This is a genomic window from Dactylosporangium cerinum (assembly GCF_042653625.1).
In the GTDB taxonomy this organism is placed as follows: domain Bacteria; phylum Actinomycetota; class Actinomycetes; order Mycobacteriales; family Micromonosporaceae; genus Dactylosporangium; species Dactylosporangium cerinum.
The window spans coordinates 117,207-131,922 of the sequence record NZ_JBHSIU010000030.1 but is presented as its reverse complement, the minus strand read 5'-3'; the positions used below and the strand labels follow the sequence as shown (position 1 = coordinate 131,922).

The window sequence follows — 14,716 nt, the reverse complement described above, 5'->3', positions numbered from 1 at the left end:
ATCTGTCTTCGAGAGGTACGTAGAGCGTGGGCACACGAGTGGCAGCCGCCGTCACCAGCCGGCTCGGCGCGGTCCTGATCCTCCTCGTCACGGTGGGGCTGACGGCGCTGGTGTTCCTGACCTCGCCCGCCCAGCCCGACGCGGAGCCCGGCGACGGGCTGCCGGCCGGCAAGCAGTCGACCCGGGTGACGGAGCTGGCCGACCGGTTCGCCAGCGGCCGCACCGACGTCGCCGTGGTGGTCTACGAACGCCGCGACGCACCACTCACCGACGCCGACCGGGCCGCGGTCGAGCAGGCCCGCGTGGCCCTCGCCGGCACCGCCACGGGACAGGTGCCACCGGCCGCGATCGCCGAGGACGGCCGGGCCGCGCTGGTCGCCGTCACCCTCGCCGGCGACGCGCCGTCGTCGGAGGTGGACCGGCTGCGGGAAGTCGTGCACGCCGGAGGAGCGCTGCCCGAAGGGCTGAGCGCGCAGGTCACCGGCGGGCCCGCGTTCGGCCGTGACATCTCCGCCGCCTTCGACGGTGCCGACGTCACGTTGCTGATCGCGACCGCCAGCGTGGTCGCGGTGCTGCTGCTCATCACGTATCGCAGCCCACTGCTCTGGATCGTCCCGCTCGTCGTCATCGGCGCCGGCGACCAGGTCGTCGCGAAGCTGCTGCCGTGGGTCGCCAAGCTGGTCGGCGAGCGCACCGACGCCTCCGTCAGCGGCATCGTGTCCGTGCTGGTCTTCGGCGCCGGCACCGACTACGCCCTGCTGCTGATCTCGCGGTACCGCGAAGAACTCCGGCACACGCCGCACCGGCGCGAGGCGATGGCCGTCGCGGTGCGCAACGCCGCCCCGGCCGTCGTCGCCAGCGCCGGGACCGTGATCCTCGCCCTGCTCACCCTGCTCGCGGCCGTGCTCACGGCCAACCGGACCCTCGGCGTGGCCGCCGCGATCGGGGTCGGCGTGGCGCTGCTCTTCGGCCTCGTCGTGCTGCCCGCCGCGCTGGTCAGCCTGCCGCGCGGGATCTTCTGGCCGTTCGTGCCGCGGCTCGGCGGGGACGACCCGACGACGAAGGGCGTGTGGTCCCGCGTGGCGCACGCCGTCGGGCGGCATCCCGCCAGGGTCCTCGCCGGCGCCGCGGTCGCCCTCGCCGTCCTGGCCACCGGCCTGCTCGGCACGTCGATCGGGCTGGCGCAGACCGAGCAGTTCCGCACCGAGGTCGAGTCCGTCACCGCGCAGGAGGCCCTCGCCCGGCACTTCCCGGCCGGATCGTCGCAGCCGGTGACCGTCATCGTCGCCGCCGGCGCCACCGACCAGGCCGTCGCGGCGGTCCAGGGCCTCGCGGGGGTGGCCGCGGTCGCCAAGCCGGAGCGCTCCGACGACGGCACCCTCGCCAAGCTGCGCGTCGACCTGCGGGAAGCGTCCGGCACCGCGGCCGCCGACGATGCGGTGCGGCGGATCCGTGCGGCTCTGCCCGGCGCTCTTGTTGGTGGGGCGCCGGCCGGGGACCTCGACAAGCGCGACGCGTACGCCCGCGACAACGCCGTCGTCGTGCCCCTCGTGCTGCTCGTCGTGCTGCTCGTGCTGGTCCTGCTGCTGCGCTCCGTGGTCGCGCCGCTGCTGCTCCTGCTCACCGTCATCGTCAGCTTCGCCGCCAGCGTCGGCGCCGCCGGTCTCGTGCTGCGGCACGTCCTGGGCATCCCGGCGCTCGACGCGGGCGTGCCGCTGCTGAGCTTCCTGTTCCTGGTGGCGCTCGGCGTGGACTACAACATCTTCCTCGTCACCCGGGCCCGGGAAGAGGCGGCGGCGCGCGGCGACACCCGGGCCGGGATGATCCGCGCGCTCGGTGCCACCGGCGGGGTCATCACGTCCGCGGGGATCCTGCTCGCCGCGGTGTTCACGGTGCTCGGGGTGCTGCCGGTCATCGTGCTGACGCAGATCGGCGTCATCGTCGGCATCGGCGTGGTCCTGGACACCCTGGTCGTGCGGACCGTGGTCGTGCCGGCGATCGCGCTGCTGCTCGGCGAGCGGTTCTGGTGGCCCGCCAGGCCGGCCGCCGCATCGGCTTCAGCGCCGGAGGCCCGGCACGTCGCCGAGGAGGGCGGGCGGCACGTCGCCTCGGGAGCATCAGGGGTGCCGGGGCGGCACGCCGGGTGAGCGGTCAGCCGTCGTACAGGTCGAAGTAGAGCGGATTCAGTGCGGCCGCGTGCCCGCCGATCACGTTGTGGGCGTGGCCCGCATCCGCCGGCAACGTGTGGTGGGTGAAGGTCGCGCCGGCCTGCGCCGCGAGCCGCGCCGGCACCGCCCCGGCCAGGTCCGCGTCGACGACCGTGTCACCCGGCGACGTCACGACCGCCACGTGCCGCAGCGCACCGGTCACCGGCGCCGCCGGGAGGTTCGCCGCGACCCGCAGGTACTGGGCGACGGCGGTGAACGAGTAGCCGCGGTCGTTGATCCGGTCCGGCGGCAGGCGCAGCCCGTACAGGACGGTCAGGGGGCGCAGCGCCGGTCGCGGCCGCGGCGCGAACAGCGGCGTGATCAGCAGCAGCCGGGACACCACGTCGCCACGGTGGGCGCCGAGCCAGGTCGCCAGGGCCGCGCCGGCGGAGACCCCGACGACGCCGACCTCGTCGCCCAGGGCGGCCGCCACGTCGAGGCCGTCACCGGCGTACCGCAGCAGCTGCGCCGCCGTGAACCCCTTGTGCCCGCCGCCCGGGCCGTGCTGTGGGGCCGTCGGCGCGTACACGTTGAAACCGTGCTGGAAGAACACCTCGGCGAGGCCGGCGACCTGGGCCGGGCTGTGGGTGTAGCCGTGCAGCAGCAGGACCGACCGGGCCGTGCGCCGCCCGTGCGTGCGCAGCCCGTCCGCGGCCGCTGCGTCCGCGCTCCCGGCGGCCACTGCAGATGCGCTTCCGCCGCCCACTGCAGATGCGCTCCCAGCGGCCACTGCAGATGCGCTTTCGCCGGCCGCTGCAGATGCGCTTTCGGCGGCTTCGGCATACGCCAGGACCCGCGCCGGAGCCTCCTGGAGCCGCCGGTTGCGCAACGGCCAGCCCGCAGTTGTCCGCATCGCCCCTCGCAAGATATCGGCAAGACCTTGACCGGCAGGTGTGCAGCCGGCCGTTGATGTTCGCATCATCGGTCATGGGAGCGCTGACGGGGGCGTCGAACCCGCTGGCTGTGGCCGGCGACGCATACGTGTGGATCTACGCGGGCCTGGCCTGCTGCGCGATCGCTGGCCTGCTGTGGTGGCGCCGGCACAACTACACCCGCGGGCCGGCCTTCCAGGACCTGAACCCGCTGCAGGTGGCGCTGCTCAACGGCGGCTCCGACCAGGCCGTCGCGGCCTCCCTGGCCGCCCTGCGGGTGGCCGGCGCGGTGCGGGTCGTCGACGGTTCGCTGCGCCCGGACGCGGTCCCGCACGAGCTCGCCTCGCCCCTGGACCTCGCCGTGCACGACGCCGTGGGGCGCGGCCACTCGCCGCAGAGCATGTCCGCCGACCCGCAGGTCCGGCTGGTGATCGGCGGCGCGGGCCGGGTCCTGATCGACACCGGGCTGCTGCTCGGCGCCCGGGAGCGCCGCTCGGTCCGCGAGGCCACGATCCCGGTGTTCGCCCTCGCGCTCCTCGGCCTGCTCGTCGGCGTCTTCGCACCCCACGACGGCGGCACCGTGCTGGGGTGCGCCGCGGTCACGGCCGTCGCGGGCGCGCTGTTCCTGCGGGTCGACCGGCTGCCGGCCCGCACCCGCGCGTTCCTGACCAGGGCCCGCGAGGAGGCCGCCTTCCTGTCGCCGGCCGCCGGACCGGACTGGACGGCGCACGGTCCGGAGACCGCCGGGCTCGCCGTGGCCATGTTCGGCCTCGAGCACCTGCGCAGCATCGACCCGGAGCTGTTCGCGCTGTGCACCCGCTGGCACGGCAAACCGGTCGAGTACGGCACCGCCCACCCGGCCCGCTCCGGCAGCGACCTGGACGAGTCGATGTACAGCGGCGGCCCGACCGGCCCCATCTTCTGGAGCGAGACCGGCGGCGCCCGCGACACCTGGTGGGGCGGCACCTGGGGGGACGGCGGCTCCGGCCACAGCGACGGTGGTGGTGGCGGCGGGGGAGACGGCGGCGGGGGCGGCGGCTGACAGCGGCTGCCGCAATGATCCGGCGGTGCCTCAGCCGGGCGTGCGGTACGTGCCGGGCGGGGTGCCGACCTCGCGGCGGAAGGCGGCGCCGAACGCGAACTCGTCGCTGTAGCCGACCGCCGCGGCCACCTCGGCGAGGGTGCGGCCGGGCTCGTCGCGCAGCATCGTGGCGGCGAGGTCCATCCGCCAGCGGGTCAGGTGCGCGAACGGGCTCTCGCCGACGAGTTCGCGGAAGCGCGCCGTGAACGCGGTGCGGCCCATCCCGGCGACACGGGCGAGGGCGTGCAGGGTCCAGGGGCGGTGGGGTTCGGCGTACGCGGCGTCCAGGGCGCGGGCGATCCGGTCGTCGGCGAGCGCGGCCCGCCACGAGCCGGGCTCCGCCGGGCGGGTCGCGGCGCCCCGGATCGCCTGGAGGAGCAGCAGCTCGGCGAGGCGGGCGGCGATGGTGGCCGCGCCGGGGCCCGGTTGCCGCAGTTCGTCGCGCAGCAGATCCAGCAGCGCCGTCAACCCGGGCACGGCCGCGCCGGCGGTGGTGGGTGTGCCGGTGGCGGGGAAGTGGACGACGCGCGGGAGGGCACGGATGAGGCGATCCCTGGCCGCGCCGGCCACGGTCAGCTCCGCGCACAGCACGACCGTGCGCGGGCCGTCGCCGCCCAGCCGGCGAAACACCGACAGCGTGTCCTGCGCGGCCGGCGGCGCGACGACAAGACCGCGGTCATCGCCGGCGCCGCCGGGTGCGTGCCGGAGGGTGCAGGGCGTGCCGTGCGGCAGCATCAGCAGGTCACCCGGCCCGACCTGGACCTGGGCGCCCGCCTCGGGCAGCCACAGCGAGCCCTCGAGCACGTGGTGCAGCGACACGGTGTCGCGGGCCGGGAGGCGGGCGGCCCACGGGGCGCCGAGCTCGACGCGGCCGAACACGACCGCGCTGATCCGCACGTGGCGCAGCAGCGCGGCGAGGACATCGGGAGCCGGACGGTCACGCATGGCATCCGAACTCTGCCACATGTCGCGGCGGCCGGGTGATTCGTAGCGTGGGGCGACACCTCACCTGGGAGTACACAATGGACATCTTCGTGACGGGCGCCAGTGGATACATCGGCTCGGCGCTCACCCGCATCCTCGTCGCCCGTGGGCACCGCGTGCGGGGGCTGGCCCGCAGTGCCACCGCCGCGGCCAAGGTCCGTGCCGCCGGCGGCGAGCCGGTCCACGGCGACCTCACCGACCTCGGCGTGCTCGCGGCGGCGGCCGGCGCAGGGGACGGGGTCGTGCACACCGCGGCGACCACCGGAGCGGACCGCCCGGCGGTCGACGCCGCCGCCGTGGCCGCGATGCTGGCCGCGATGCCCGGCAAGCACTTCGTCACGACGACAGGAGCGCCCCGGGCGCGCTCGTCGCGGGCGCCGGTCGCCGAGGACGACACCGCCGCCGAGGCCGGGCCCCTGGCGTGGCTCGCCGCCGCGGAGGCCCGGGTCCTGACCGCCGCCGGGGTGCGCGGCGCGGTCATCCGGCCGCCGATGGTCTACGGCGACGGCGGCGGACCCGTCGCCGGGCTCGTCGGGCGGGCCCGGGAGGACGGCGTCGCCCGGTACGCCGGGGACGGCCTGAACCGCTGGTCCACCGTGCACGTGGCCGATCTCGCGGTGGCGTACGCGACCGTGCTCGAACAGCGCGACACGGGAGTGTTCCACGTGGCGGAGCACACGCCGGAGCCGATGGCGGACATCGTCGCGGCGGTCGGTGGCGCGGCCGGGGTGCCGGTGCGCCCGTGGTCGCTGGAGGAGGCGCTGCAGACCCACGGGCCGCTCGCCGGGTACCTCGCCATGGACGCCGCGCTGGATGCCGGCCGGTTGCGCGGGCTCGGCTGGGTGCCGCGGTTCGGCGAGGCGGTCGGCGGGATCCGTGGCGCGCTGACGAACCCGGCCCAGGCGTACCGGATCAACGCCTGACGACGTCGTGGGCCAGGCGCAGCAGGTCCGGGACGGAGGGGTGGGTGACCGGCTCGCGCCAGGCGAGGATCACGTCGACGGGCGGGGCGTCGGTGAGCGGGATGTAGCGCACCGCCGGGCTCGGGTGCATCGCCGCGGTCCCGGCGGCGGTCACCCCGACCGCGTCGCCGGCGATGATGACCGCCAGCCAGTCGTCGGTGTTCTTCACCGGCACCACCTGCGTCGGCCCGGCGTCCGGCGGCCACAGCGCGAGGCTCGTGCTGCCGGTGACCGTGTTCAGGGCGAGGGGGTGCGAGGCGAGGTCGGCGAGGGTGAGCGCGGCCCGCCCGGCGAGAGGGCTGTCGTCGGCCACGGCGGCGAGGCGCGGCTCCCGCATCAGGAGCGCCACGGTGACACCGGGCACATCGGGCACGGTCACCGGGCCGCGCAGGACGGCGACGTCGACCGCGCCGGAGGCGAGGCCCGCACTGCGCTCGTCGAGGCGGAGCACCTCGAGGACCGTCTCGGGATGCGCCCGCTTCCACCGGCGTTGCAGCGAGGTGGTGTACGCCCCGAGCGCCGACCACGCGTGCCCCAGCCGGACCGGGAGCCGCCGCGACCGGTCCGGGTCCAGGGCATGCTCGACGGCGGCGATCGCCGCGGCGGCGTTGCGACGGAACTCGTGGCCCGCCGGGGTCAGCGCCAGGTGGTGCGTGGAGCGGTCCACGAGCCGGACCCCGAGGTGCGCCTCGAGCTGCTGCAGGGTGCGGGTCAGCGCCGGCTGCGTCAGGTGCAGCCGGGCCGCCGCTCGGGTGAGGTTGCCCTCCTCCGCGATGGCGAGGAACCCTCTGAGGTGCCGCAGCTCGATGGTCATGCGTGAGCAGCATAACCATTGGCGAAGCGGCATTTCACAAGATCCGTCGCGGTGCATAGCGTTGCCCGCGTGACCGACGTCCTCGCCGCGCCCGCCCCGATCGCCGCCGAAGCCACCCGCCGGGGCGGCGGGGTGTGGCGGGTCCTCGCGTCCCAGACGTCCGTCCACAGTGGAGCCGCGGTGGCCACCACGCTCTTCCCGCTCGCCGGTGCGGCCGGGGTCGTCTCGCTGCGGCTGCTCATCGGTGCGGCACTGCTGGTGGCGATCGGGCGGCCCAGGCTCAAGGGGTACACCTCCCGCCAATGGCTGCTCGTCGGCGTCTTCGGGGCCGTCCTCGCCGGCATGAACCTGGCGTTCTACGCCGCCATCGCGCGCATGCCGATCGGCCCGGTGGTCACCCTGGAGGTCCTCGGGCCGCTGACGCTGTCCGTGGTCACCGCCCGGCGCCGGGTCGCGTGGCTGTGGGCGCTGCTCGCCCTCGGCGGTGTCGCGCTGCTCGGCAGCGGCGGGTTCGACCAGCTCGACCCGATCGGGGTCGGCTGCGCGTTCCTGGCCGGCACGGCGTGGGCCGGCTACATCATGCTGTCGGCGCGGGCCGGCGCGAACTTCCCGAAGCGGGACGGCCTCACCCTGGCCATGCTCGTCGCCGCGGTCCTCGCCCTGCCCGCCGGGCTCCTCGGCGCGGGCGGGGCGCTGCTCGACCCGCGGGTGCTGGCCCTCGGCGCGGCGGTGGCGGTGCTGTCGTCGGTGCTGCCCTACACGTTCGAGCTGACCGCGCTGCGGCGCCTGCCGACGTCGACGTTCGCGGTGCTGATGAGCCTGGGCCCGGCGATCGCGGCCCTCGCCGGCTTCGTGCTCCTGGGCCAGGAGCTGCACCCGGCGCAGATCGTGGCGATCGGGCTCGTCGTGGCGGCCAGCGCCGGCGTGGTGCTGTGGAAGGACGCGGACGCTACTGCGTGAGGTGCGCCATACCGGTGGCCGCCATCATCAGGCCGAGCCCGGCGACCACCGCCGCCGACACCACCGGTAGCCAGCGCAGTGGCCTGCCCCGGAAACGGTGCAGGGTGGTCCGGGCGCGCACCAGGATCAGGCCGAGCGCGACGAGCACAGCGGCGAGGCCCAGGCTGAACGCGAGGATCATCCCGAGGCCCAGGGCGGTGCGGTTGAGCGCGATCGCGAGGAGCAGGACGCTCAGCGCCTCGGGGTGAGGTCCAGCTCGACGGTGAGCCCCGACGTCGCCGGGGTCAGGTACGCCTGCTGGATCACCTCATCGGTCGGGTGCGCCGCGGCCGGCCCGGCGAGCAGCAGCGGCCCGAGCCCGCCCAGGAGCGCCGCGGCCCAGCCCAGCCGGGTCATGCGTCCTCACTTCGTTCCGGGCGCCTGACCCGACGCTGGGCTGCTGATGACCGGCCCGAGACGCTTCGCTGGCCGGTCATGCGGGGAGACCGGCGCCGTAGTCGTTGCCGGGCTCGCGATAGATCGAGTGGATGTGGGTGATCCCGCCGGCGTTGGCGCCCTGGCCCTGCTGGTGCGCGAACTCGATGGTGAAGGCCGGCCCCTGCACGAATTTATCCGGACACTATATCAAGAAGCGGTCAGGCGGGCGGGAACCGGACAGTGATGACCGTCCCGTGGGGGTCGTTCGGGCCGGCGGTCACCGTGCCGCCGTGCTGGGCTGCGGTCTGCGCGACGATCGCCAGCCCGAGACCGGAGCCCGGCATGCCCCGGGCGGTGGCCGCGCGGTAGAAGCGGTCGAAGACGTGCGGCAGGTCGGCGGCGTCGATCCCCGGCCCGCCGTCGGTCACCACCAGACGGGCCCAGCCGTCGCCGTCGGTGGCCAGCTCGGTGTGCACGACGCCGCCCGGCGGGCTCCACTTCGCGGCGTTGTCGAGGACGTTGACGAGCATCCGCTCCAGCTCGTTCGGCCGCCCGTGCACGGTCACCGGCCGCAGGTCCGTGCTGAACGTGACCGCCGGGACCCGGATGCGGACCCGGTCGATCGCAGCATCGGCGACGTCGGTCAGCTCGACGTCCTCGGCCGGCTCCCGGGTGGTCTCCTCCCGGGCCAGCTCGACCAGCTCGGTGGTGAGCGCGGCCAGCTCACCGACCTGCGCGTCGAGGTCCCGCAGCAGCTTCGCCCGCTCCTCCGGCGGCAGCCGGTGCGCCAGCTCCGGCTGCCGCTCGACCGCGAGCAGCAGCTCGATGTTGGTCCGGATGCTGGTCAGCGGGGTCCGCAGCTCATGGCTGGCGTCCTCGACCAGGGTCCGCTGCGACTGGCGGGCGGCGTCGATCGCGGCGAGCATCGTGTTCACGGACTGGCCGAGGCGGGCGATCTCGTCGACGCCGTGGATCGGCACGGGCCGGTTCAGGTCCATGGTGACCGCGACGTCCTCGACGGCCTTCGTCAGCTGCTGCACCGGCACCAGACCGGCCCGGGCGACGGTGCGGCCGAGCGCGGCGGCGCCACCGATGCCGAGGATGCAGCCGGCGGCCATGAGCAGGCCGAAGACGGTCAGCGTCCGGTTCGCCGGGCCCTGGTCGGCGGCCACCTGCACGGCGCCGCCGCCACGCTCCGCCGGGACGGTCAGCATCAGGTAGCTGTGCCCGTCCAGGTACACCGGCTCCTGCTGCCGCGGCGACTGGCCGGCCGCGACCCGCCGGGCGCCGTCGGTGACCGGCAGCCCGTTCGTGGAGCCGGCCACGACGGTGGCGTCCCGGCCGAGGACCTGCCACCGGGGGCCGATGTCGCGCCGGTGCCGCAGGTCCCGCCGGCCGCCGGGGCCCAGCGGCGGCCCGCCGTCGCGCCACTGCTCCGGCTGCGCGGCGATCTCCCGCGCGTCGGTGTCCAGCTGCGCCTCCAGCTGCTGGTGCTGGATCTGGCTGACCGCCGCGAACGCGATCCCGGCGACGGTCAGCACCGCCGCCGCGACGGCCGCGGTGACCAGCAGCGACAGCCGGTCGTGCAGGGTGCGCCGGCGCCACCACTGCCGGAACGGTCCCTTCACAGCGGTTCCTCGCGCAGCACGAACCCGACCCCGCGCACCGTGTGCAGCAGCCGGGGACTGCCGTCGGCCTCCAGCTTGCGGCGCAGGTAGCCGAGGTACACGTGGATGCTGTTGGACGTCTCGCCGAAGTCGTAGCCCCAGACGAGCTCGAACAGGACGCTGCGGGTCAGGACCTGCCGCGGGTGGCGCAGGAACACCTCGAGGATGGTGAACTCGGTGCGGGTCAGCCGCAGCGGCTGCGCACCCCGCCACACCTCCCGGGTCGCCGGGTCCAGGCGCAGATCCGCGAAGGCCAGCGGGCCGGGCGGGCCCGGTGCGCCCGAGGGCGGCGCGGTGAGCAGGGAGCGGCGCAGCAGCGCCCGGATCCTGGCCAGGAGCTCCTGCAACGCGAACGGTTTGACGAGGTAGTCGTCGGCGCCCGCGTCGAGCCCGGCGACCCGGTCGCCGACGCTGTCCCGGGCGGTCAGCATCAGCACCGGCACCAGCAGGCCCTCGCCCCGCAGCCGCCGGCACGCCTGCAGCCCGTCCATCCGCGGCATGCTCACGTCGAGGATCACCGCGTCAGGCTCGTCGGCGCGGGCCGCGTCGAGGGCCTCCTGCCCGTCCCGGGCGGTGTCGACCTGGTACCCCTCGAACCGCAGCGTCCGCGCGAGGGAGTCCCGCACGGCGGCGTCGTCGTCCACGACCAGGATCCGCATCTGCCAGCTATACCCCATCGCGGCCACGAGCGGGGACGGTCATGACAGGTGCGCGGCGTCGAGGGCGGCCTGCAGCGACTCCTTGTAGCCCTCGCTGGTGACGGTGGCGCCGGACACGGCGTCGATGTCGGCGCTCTGCGCGGCGAGGGTCTCCTGGGTGAGGATCGGCAGGGCCCGCGCGTTGATCTGGCGGTCCCTGCCGTTGGCCTGCGGGTAGACGGGCACGGTCACGGCGGTGATCTTCCCGCCGGAGACGGTGATGGTGACCTGGACGTCGCCCCACCGGGTCGGCGCGACCGAACCGTTGTAGGCGGTCCCGCTGCCGCTGTCTGTGGTGCCGCCGCTTGTGGTGCCGCTCGTCCCGCCGCTTGTGGTGCCGCCGCCGGACGTGGCGGGGCCGGTGGCGGTCGCGGTCGTCGCGGCGTCGCCGCCCATGGTGCTGGTGCGGTAGCTGAACAGCAGCACCACCGCAGTCAGCGTCGACAGCAGCCACAAGGTGATCCGTCGCAACGGGAGGGTCCTTTCCGGTTACCAGGCGAACTGTTCGGTGTGCACGCGTCCGGCCGGGACGCCGGCACCGCGGGCGGCGTCCCGCACGGCGGCGGTCCACTCGTCCGGCCCGCAGACGTAGACCTGGGAGTCGGCGATCCGCGGCGCGAGCCGGCGCAACGCCGCGACGTCACCGGACCCGGACAGGTCCCGGGGCAGCCACGAGCCGCTCCGGGCGCGCGGGCCGTGCAGGTGGACGACCCGGACGCCGCGCTCCCGGGCCAGCCAGTCCAGCTCGTCGCGGAACGCCACGTCGGCCGCGCTGCGCGACCGGTAGATCAGCGTCGCCTCGCGGAAGCCGTAGGGCAGCTCGCCGAGCAGCGCCAGCAGCGGCGTCACGCCGATGCCGCAGGCCAGCATCAGGACCGGGCCGCCGGGGTACGACTCGCCGGTGAGCCGCCCGTAGGGCCCCTCGACCAACGCGCGGGTGCCAGGGGCGAGCGTGGCGACCCGGGCGCTGCCGTCGCCGAGATCCTTGACGGTGATGCGCAGGACGCCGGTGTGCGGGGTCGCCGACAGCGAGAACGGGTGCGAGCGGGTCCAGCCGGGACCGTCCAGGAACCGCCACTGCAGGAACTGCCCGGCCCGCACCGGCAGCTCGTCGAGGTGCCGGCCGGTCAGGTACACCGACGTCAGCCCCGGACCCTCCGGCACGACGTGACTCACGGTCAGCCGGTGCCGGGCGTTGCGCCACACCGGCAGGCCCAGCCGGTACACCAGCACCGCGCCGGCGGACACCGCGTAGAGCGTCCACCAGTACACCGTGGACAGCGGCGAGGCGAGGAAGTCCGCGCCGGTCCAGAGCTGGTGCGGCAACGCGAGCCCGACGCCGAGGTAGGCGTAGAGGTGCAGCAGGTGCCACGACTCATACCGCAGGCGGCGGCGCGCGGCCCGCATCGAGGTCACCGCGACCATGACCACGAGGACCGTGCCGGCGGTCGCGAGGAGCATCCCGGGGTAGTCCACCACCATGTTCCACAGCTCGGCGAAGGCGTTCGCGTCGGCCGCGGCGGCGTACCCGAGCGTGATGAGCACGATGTGCGCCAGCATCAGGTGCAGCGAGCTGAACCCGGTCCACCGGTGCCAGCGGGCCAGCCGGTCCTGGCCGAACGCCCGCTCGACGAGGGGGATGCGGGCCATCAGCAGCACCTGGAGCAGCAGCAGGTCCGAGGCGAGCAGGCCGGTGAGCCGGCCCGTCGCGGACAGCGCCCCGGCGCCACCGCCGAGGGTCTCCTGGACGCCGCGGTTCGCGACCCACAGCGCGGTGACGACGAGCAGGCTGACCACCGCCGCGGCGCCGGCCGCGTCCGCCCACCAGCGGGGCGTGCCGGCTCGTGTTGTCATGGTCCCAACGATCGGGCCGGCACGTGAGAGGACCGTCGGGCGCCGCTAAAGGTTTCATAAGAAGCTCATCGGTCCGGGACGACGGGCGGGTCCCGGAAACCGGTGTAGACGGTGGCGGACTGCCGGTCCGGGGGGCCGAGCGCCAACATCTCCCCGCGGTGGACGGCGACCACCGTGTCCTCGCCCCACCACCAGGTGTCCGCGAGCCCCGCGACCTCGGCGACCGGCTCCAGGCCGGTGAGGTCGAGGCCGTCGACGGCGGCGCCCGTGACCGTCGTGACGTTCGCCGCCCAGAACCGGACGTGGTACGCCAGGGCGACCGCCTCGACCCAGCCCGCCACCGAGGCGTGCAGGGCCACCCAGCGGTCCCCGAGGCCGAGGATGCCGAACTCGTCGCCGGGGCCGACCATGAACCCGTACGGCACGGACGCCCGCTGGTCGCCGGCCTCGAACCACCAGCCGCCGCCGGGGGCCGGCTCCGGCACGTCCGACCGGAAGAACTTCGGGCCGCCGTTGTAGCGGGGCGACGGCGGCAGGAGCAGGCCGCCCCACTCGTCCTCGAAGCCGGCCAGCCGCTCGATGATCTCGGGCGGGGTGCCCTGCCTGATCCAGTGCCCACGGGTCTGCGGGCTCATGCCGGTGTGGACCCGGTGCCCGTGGCAGGAGATGAAACTGCGGGCGCGTCTGCTGAGTGCGGTTGGTATGAACCCAGTATGCCCGGCTCAGGTGGTCAGGTTCTGCCACGCGTCGGCGGGCAGCAGGTAGCCGGCGCGGACGTTGGCCACGTCGGCGAGGACCACCTTGGCGAGGTAGCCGCCGCGGTGCGGGTATAGGCGGTCGAGGGTCGCGGCGTCGAACGGCTCGTGCGTGCCGAACAGCCGGCAGAACGTCTCGCCCGTGTTGTCGCCGGTGTGTTGCGTGCGGTCGGCACCGACACCTGCGACAACCGGATCCCGCCGGCGGCGAGGCCGAGCGCGTCTCGGGTCTTCGTCGTCCCGTCGGCGTTGAACAGCAGCGGCGGCGCGACCGGCGCTGGGCGGCGGACCACGACCCGGGTCCGGAACGGCACGCCGGTGGCGACCTGGTTGCCGGCGGTGTCCCAGCCGGCGGCGGCACCCGAGACGATGAACTCCTGCTCGATGTAGCCCGGCGATCTCGGTCCCGCGCACCGTGGCCGGCAGCCGGTCCAGGCGACACGTTCACGGCCTGGCTCACCGAGACGCTGCACCACCGGCTGCTCGGCGCCTCAGCCTGACCCGTCCAGCGGGTCCCAGTGCCCGGCGTAGTGCAGCAACGACCGCGCCAGGGCCGGCTGCGCCGCCGCCCACGCGGTGTCGAACAGGAACCACTGCACGTGCCCGAGATCGTCGCCGCGGTGCATCGCGAACTGGGCCAGGTGGTCCGTGACCCGCAGCAGCGACGCCGCGGGCCGGCGGTGCCCGACCGTCCCGCCCTCATCGAGCACCCGCAGCGCGTGGCGGTGCGCCGCGCCGTGCTCGGCCGGCAGCTCCGGCGGATCCCAGTGGTCGAACCCCGGCCACCGGTTGCACCGGGCCAGCGCCGCGTCGATGCCGGGCTCGTCCGGCCCGATCAGCGCCCGCAGCACGAGCAGCGCGGTCGGCCAGCTGGGGTGGCGGCGGGGGTCGGCGAACCGCAGGTGCGCGGCGAGGTCCGGCAACCGGACGCCGGGCAGCTCCACCGGCGGGGTGCCGGCGATCCGCTGGTCGTCGTGGGAGTCGAGGAACACCGCGTACGTGACCGGCGCGTCGGCGGCGTCGGCGGCGGCCGACGGCAGCGGCCACGCCTCGTGGACGAGGTACGCCAGCCGGTCCGGCTCGGCCGCGAGGGCGGCGTCGTCGAGGAAGTAGTACGCCAGGTCGACCTCGTCGTCGTCGGTCCGGACCCGCAGGCTGTGCTCGTCGAGGCGGATGTAGTCCTCGCCGCCTTCGACGTACAGGTGCGCGTGCAGCAGTTCGCGCAGTTCACCGGTGCTCCGCGGCGGGGGCAGGCCGTGCTCGCGGGCGGCCACGAAGATCGAGTCGAGGCCGTAGACGTCCCCGCCCAGCTCCCCCCTGACCCAGGCCCGGGGGCCGGGATGTGGCCAGCCACGCCGGAACCAGTCGAGCACCGACGCGTCGGCCAGCCGCCGGACGCGTTTGCTGAGCGGGCCGTCGTACGGCGAGCGGTACACGAACCACAC

17 protein-coding genes and 1 pseudogene are annotated in these 14,716 nt (G+C 75.1%); 4 read left to right on the top strand and 14 right to left on the bottom strand.

The features are described 5' to 3' along the window. Nucleotides 1-26: 26 nt before the first annotated feature. Entirely contained in the window at nucleotides 27-2,147 is a 2,121-nt protein-coding gene (locus ACFPIJ_RS25715; protein WP_380118012.1) for an MMPL family transporter, read from the top strand. Between the two features lie 4 nt (nucleotides 2,148-2,151). On the opposite strand, the gene ACFPIJ_RS25710 is transcribed toward ACFPIJ_RS25715, so the two are convergent. Continuing rightward, nucleotides 2,152-2,889: an alpha/beta hydrolase gene (locus tag ACFPIJ_RS25710; RefSeq protein ID WP_380118010.1), complete on the bottom strand. Its 738-nt coding sequence runs from the start codon at nucleotides 2,887-2,889 to the stop codon at nucleotides 2,152-2,154. A 245-nt stretch (nucleotides 2,890-3,134) separates the two neighbouring features. On the opposite strand from ACFPIJ_RS25710, the gene ACFPIJ_RS25705 reads away from it, so the two are divergent. Further along, complete coding sequence (locus ACFPIJ_RS25705; RefSeq protein WP_380118008.1) at nucleotides 3,135-4,121, top strand: TIGR04222 domain-containing membrane protein; 987 nt, start codon at nucleotides 3,135-3,137, stop codon at nucleotides 4,119-4,121. A gap of 30 nt (nucleotides 4,122-4,151) precedes the next feature. Here ACFPIJ_RS25705 and ACFPIJ_RS25700 read toward each other — a convergent pair whose 3' ends face one another. Then, nucleotides 4,152-5,105 carry an AraC family transcriptional regulator gene (locus ACFPIJ_RS25700; RefSeq protein ID WP_380118006.1) on the bottom strand — a complete coding sequence of 318 codons (954 nt, stop codon included), beginning with the start codon at nucleotides 5,103-5,105 and terminating at the stop codon, nucleotides 4,152-4,154. 77 nt (nucleotides 5,106-5,182) lie between these two features. Here ACFPIJ_RS25700 and ACFPIJ_RS25695 point away from each other — a divergent pair, with 77 nt between their 5' ends. Next, nucleotides 5,183-6,067 carry an NAD-dependent epimerase/dehydratase family protein gene (locus ACFPIJ_RS25695; RefSeq protein ID WP_380118004.1) on the top strand — a complete coding sequence of 295 codons (885 nt, stop codon included), beginning with the start codon at nucleotides 5,183-5,185 and terminating at the stop codon, nucleotides 6,065-6,067. Here the strand turns inward: ACFPIJ_RS25695 and ACFPIJ_RS25690 are convergent. After that, nucleotides 6,057-6,920: a LysR family transcriptional regulator gene (locus ACFPIJ_RS25690; protein ID WP_380118002.1), complete on the bottom strand. Its 864-nt coding sequence runs from the start codon at nucleotides 6,918-6,920 to the stop codon at nucleotides 6,057-6,059. The two genes, ACFPIJ_RS25695 and ACFPIJ_RS25690, sit on opposite strands and share 11 nt — an antisense overlap. A 69-nt stretch (nucleotides 6,921-6,989) precedes the next feature. On the opposite strand from ACFPIJ_RS25690, the gene ACFPIJ_RS25685 reads away from it, so the two are divergent. After that, nucleotides 6,990-7,880 carry an EamA family transporter gene (locus ACFPIJ_RS25685; protein WP_380118000.1) on the top strand — a complete coding sequence of 297 codons (891 nt, stop codon included), beginning with the start codon at nucleotides 6,990-6,992 and terminating at the stop codon, nucleotides 7,878-7,880. On the opposite strand, the gene ACFPIJ_RS25680 is transcribed toward ACFPIJ_RS25685, so the two are convergent. The 11 genes and pseudogenes from ACFPIJ_RS25680 to ACFPIJ_RS25630 all read right to left on the bottom strand — a co-directional run bounded on the left by ACFPIJ_RS25680 (nucleotide 7,870) and on the right by ACFPIJ_RS25630 (nucleotide 14,716). Continuing rightward, nucleotides 7,870-8,061, bottom strand: coding sequence for a hypothetical protein (locus ACFPIJ_RS25680; RefSeq protein WP_380117998.1), 192 nt, complete (start codon nucleotides 8,059-8,061; stop codon nucleotides 7,870-7,872). The two genes, ACFPIJ_RS25685 and ACFPIJ_RS25680, sit on opposite strands and share 11 nt — an antisense overlap. 50 nt (nucleotides 8,062-8,111) lie before the next feature. Then, nucleotides 8,112-8,276, bottom strand: coding sequence for a hypothetical protein (locus ACFPIJ_RS25675; protein WP_380117996.1), 165 nt, complete (start codon nucleotides 8,274-8,276; stop codon nucleotides 8,112-8,114). A 76-nt stretch (nucleotides 8,277-8,352) separates the two neighbouring features. Next, nucleotides 8,353-8,484 (bottom strand): DUF3500 domain-containing protein, encoded by a 132-nt coding sequence (locus ACFPIJ_RS25670; protein ID WP_380117994.1) that lies wholly within the window; start codon nucleotides 8,482-8,484, stop codon nucleotides 8,353-8,355. A gap of 31 nt (nucleotides 8,485-8,515) precedes the next feature. After that, on the bottom strand, nucleotides 8,516-9,925 hold the full coding sequence (locus ACFPIJ_RS25665) for a HAMP domain-containing sensor histidine kinase (RefSeq protein ID WP_380117992.1): 1,410 nt from the start codon (nucleotides 9,923-9,925) through the stop codon (nucleotides 8,516-8,518). After that, complete coding sequence (locus ACFPIJ_RS25660) at nucleotides 9,922-10,623, bottom strand: response regulator transcription factor (RefSeq protein WP_380117990.1); 702 nt, start codon at nucleotides 10,621-10,623, stop codon at nucleotides 9,922-9,924. The genes ACFPIJ_RS25665 and ACFPIJ_RS25660 overlap by 4 nt, the downstream gene beginning before the upstream one ends. A gap of 39 nt (nucleotides 10,624-10,662) precedes the next feature. Beyond that, nucleotides 10,663-11,133 carry an FMN-binding protein gene (locus ACFPIJ_RS25655; protein WP_380117987.1) on the bottom strand — a complete coding sequence of 157 codons (471 nt, stop codon included), beginning with the start codon at nucleotides 11,131-11,133 and terminating at the stop codon, nucleotides 10,663-10,665. A gap of 18 nt (nucleotides 11,134-11,151) precedes the next feature. Then, complete coding sequence (locus ACFPIJ_RS25650) at nucleotides 11,152-12,516, bottom strand: ferredoxin reductase family protein (protein WP_380117985.1); 1,365 nt, start codon at nucleotides 12,514-12,516, stop codon at nucleotides 11,152-11,154. Nucleotides 12,517-12,581: 65 nt separating this feature from the next. Further along, nucleotides 12,582-13,151 carry a hypothetical protein gene (locus ACFPIJ_RS25645; protein ID WP_380117983.1) on the bottom strand — a complete coding sequence of 190 codons (570 nt, stop codon included), beginning with the start codon at nucleotides 13,149-13,151 and terminating at the stop codon, nucleotides 12,582-12,584. Between the two features lie 87 nt (nucleotides 13,152-13,238). Further along, nucleotides 13,239-13,394 carry an alpha/beta hydrolase domain-containing protein gene (locus ACFPIJ_RS25640; protein WP_380118140.1) on the bottom strand — a complete coding sequence of 52 codons (156 nt, stop codon included), beginning with the start codon at nucleotides 13,392-13,394 and terminating at the stop codon, nucleotides 13,239-13,241. 95 nt (nucleotides 13,395-13,489) lie between these two features. After that, nucleotides 13,490-13,744 (bottom strand): annotated as a pseudogene (locus ACFPIJ_RS25635) (alpha/beta hydrolase domain-containing protein); the annotation flags it as partial. 18 nt (nucleotides 13,745-13,762) lie between these two features. Beyond that, on the bottom strand, nucleotides 13,763-14,716 hold the full coding sequence (locus ACFPIJ_RS25630) for a hypothetical protein (RefSeq protein ID WP_465252336.1): 954 nt from the start codon (nucleotides 14,714-14,716) through the stop codon (nucleotides 13,763-13,765).

Excerpts from the sequence above, each read along its gene's own strand:
- ACFPIJ_RS25705 (WP_380118008.1), top strand. The coding sequence starts at position 3,135 with ATGGGAGCGCTGACGGGGGCGTCGAACCCGCTGGCTGTGGCCGGCGAC.
- ACFPIJ_RS25700 (WP_380118006.1), bottom strand. The coding sequence starts at position 5,105 with ATGCGTGACCGTCCGGCTCCCGATGTCCTCGCCGCGCTGCTGCGCCAC.
- ACFPIJ_RS25695 (WP_380118004.1), top strand. The coding sequence starts at position 5,183 with ATGGACATCTTCGTGACGGGCGCCAGTGGATACATCGGCTCGGCGCTC.
- ACFPIJ_RS25690 (WP_380118002.1), bottom strand. The coding sequence starts at position 6,920 with ATGACCATCGAGCTGCGGCACCTCAGAGGGTTCCTCGCCATCGCGGAG.
- ACFPIJ_RS25680 (WP_380117998.1), bottom strand. The coding sequence starts at position 8,061 with ATGATCCTCGCGTTCAGCCTGGGCCTCGCCGCTGTGCTCGTCGCGCTC.
- ACFPIJ_RS25675 (WP_380117996.1), bottom strand. The coding sequence starts at position 8,276 with ATGACCCGGCTGGGCTGGGCCGCGGCGCTCCTGGGCGGGCTCGGGCCG.
- ACFPIJ_RS25660 (WP_380117990.1), bottom strand. The coding sequence starts at position 10,623 with ATGCGGATCCTGGTCGTGGACGACGACGCCGCCGTGCGGGACTCCCTC.
- ACFPIJ_RS25650 (WP_380117985.1), bottom strand. The coding sequence starts at position 12,516 with ATGACAACACGAGCCGGCACGCCCCGCTGGTGGGCGGACGCGGCCGGC.
- ACFPIJ_RS25645 (WP_380117983.1), bottom strand. The coding sequence starts at position 13,151 with ATGAGCCCGCAGACCCGTGGGCACTGGATCAGGCAGGGCACCCCGCCC.